This window comes from Candidatus Thermoplasmatota archaeon (assembly GCA_018814355.1).
In the GTDB taxonomy this organism is placed as follows: Archaea; Thermoplasmatota; Thermoplasmata; order UBA10834; family UBA10834; genus COMBO-56-21.
The window spans coordinates 1-2109 of record JAHIZT010000100.1 but is presented as its reverse complement, the minus strand read 5'-3'; the positions used below and the strand labels follow the sequence as shown (position 1 = coordinate 2109).

Annotated in this window: 2 protein-coding genes; both read left to right on the top strand. The window is 55.3% G+C overall.

Annotated features, from left to right (window positions below; translation table 11 throughout):
- A partial coding sequence (locus tag KJ653_07275) for a hypothetical protein (GenBank protein ID MBU0685626.1) occupies positions 1 to 362 on the top strand: 362 nt, incomplete at its 5' end.
- A 259-nt stretch (positions 363 to 621) separates the two neighbouring features.
- The coding region (locus KJ653_07270) for a B12-binding domain-containing radical SAM protein (protein ID MBU0685625.1) at positions 622 to 2109 on the top strand (1488 nt) is incomplete at its 3' end.

Genomic DNA, 2109 nt, shown 5'->3' with positions numbered 1-2109 from the left:
GTGGGGAGAACGCGACGATTGCCATCAGAGAGAGCACCGGGAGGCTCATCAGCGAGGTGCGGTACCATGGGCAGGGCCTGATCGTGCTCTCTGGTGAGACGAAGTATTGCTCCTATCCCTCAGGGGTCACGTGGAACGGGACCGACGCCATGGTCCAGGATTGGAGGGCCGGGACTTGGGCACCGGACGACGGTATCCTGATTGAGCACCCGAAGAATGTCACCCTGAGCGATGCCAAGTTCTATGTGATGGTGTTCGAACCCGCGGGCAACACGCTGATACCAGAATACGAGGTCGTCCCTGTGATCGCTCTGACGCTCCTTCTGGTGGCGTTCTTGAGGTATCGCAAGGGTGGGCCATAAGCCTCAGGAAAAGAAGGGAAAGACCGACACTCCCCGAGATCAGTCCTTTTCCTTGAACCTCTCTCCGGCTTCCTTATAGAACCGCTTCTGCTCAGCGCTCAACCTTATGGAAGAAGGCGGGGCGGGAGAATGAGGGAAGACGCAATGATGGGGCAGAGCCAGGGTATCGGAGTCATCGGGGCGCGACCAAGTTCTGGTCATCTTCGTTTGCTATTAATAATGGTGGCTCTTATCGAGCAGTGATAGGTGAAGCTGAGCCATGTCATTCAAAAGAGTCCTTTTGGTCGAGCCTTCTGGCAGACACGGCCTCTCCTATGCATTCGACCTGATTCCTACTGCGCTTGAATACATTGCTGCCACGGTGGAGGATATCGTAGAGAATGTGACCATCTTGGACCTTGAGATGGAGCATAGGCCTTTCGAAGAAGCTGTCAAGGAGTCATTGATGGCCCTGGACCCTGACCTTGTGGGGATAACGATGTCAGCCACGGAGCACAGCGAAGGTCTGGAAATCGCGCGGTTGGCCAAGAGTCAAGGGGCCTTGACCGTATTGGGCGGATATCATCCCACAGCCATCCCAGATGAGCTTTTATCGCAGCCCCAGGTGGACCTGGTAGTCCGTGGCGAGGGTGAAATCACCATGCGGGAGCTGGTCGAAAAAGGAGAACCACAAGGCGTGCGGGGCGTCTCGTACAGGAAGAAGGAGCAAATAATCCATAACCCTGATCGAGAGTTCATTGAGAACCTGGACAGCCTCCCTTTTCCCGCTCGGCACCTTAGGAGGTATGCCTATGGTACAAGGCTGCTGCGAGACCGAGAGTACGACGTCTTGACGACATCTAGAGGGTGTTTTGGCAGATGCACTTTCTGTTGCGAACCAACCATGAGCAAAGGTCGTCAGCGCTTCCGCTCTCCCGAGAATGTGATGGAGGAGATCTTGAAAATAGTCTCCTTCCACAAGAACAAGCCCCTCAGCATAGATATCACCGACCCTCATTTCCTGGGGAGACCCGAGCAGGTGGAGCGGCTGTGCGACCTCTTGGCTCCGCATGAGCTCGACATACGCTTCGGCGCCAAGGTGCGGGCCGATTCGGTGGCGAAGCACCCTGACATCGTGCGGAAGATGATCGCAGTGGGGATAGAGGGTTTCGAGATGGGAATAGAGAGTCCGCACATGGAGGACATCAAATCCATATCCAAGGGCATGAGCACAGAAGTGCACATCCAAGCGGTCGACAACATAAAGAGATGGGGTGGGAACGCAGGCGGGACATTTGTCATCGGCCTCCCCGATCAGACAGAGGACCAGATACTGGGATTCCCCGCTTATGCCAAGAAGATAGGGCTCACGAGCACAGCCTACGGCATCGCAACGCCTTATCCCGGCACTCGGTTCTATGAGGATCTGGACGCCCAAGGGCGGATCTTTGAGACCGACTGGAATCGTTATGATGAGATGCACTCGGTATTCAAGTCCAAACACATCTCCAGCGAACGCATCGAAGAGCTGGCCTCCATCTGTATGGCCAGGTTCTGGACTGTGGACATGTTCATCGAAAAGGAACGGATGCATATGATAAGGCATGCGTCCAAAAGGCCACTCTCCAAATTCATCGTTGAAAAGATACGGGAGCTGATCTTCTCGATCGAGATGGGCTCGCAGCTTCGGGACAAGAACCTGGAGCGACATGTGCTGGCGGTGATAGAGGCGTCAGCGGACCCCGGCGTGGAGGGTTACACGAGGAAG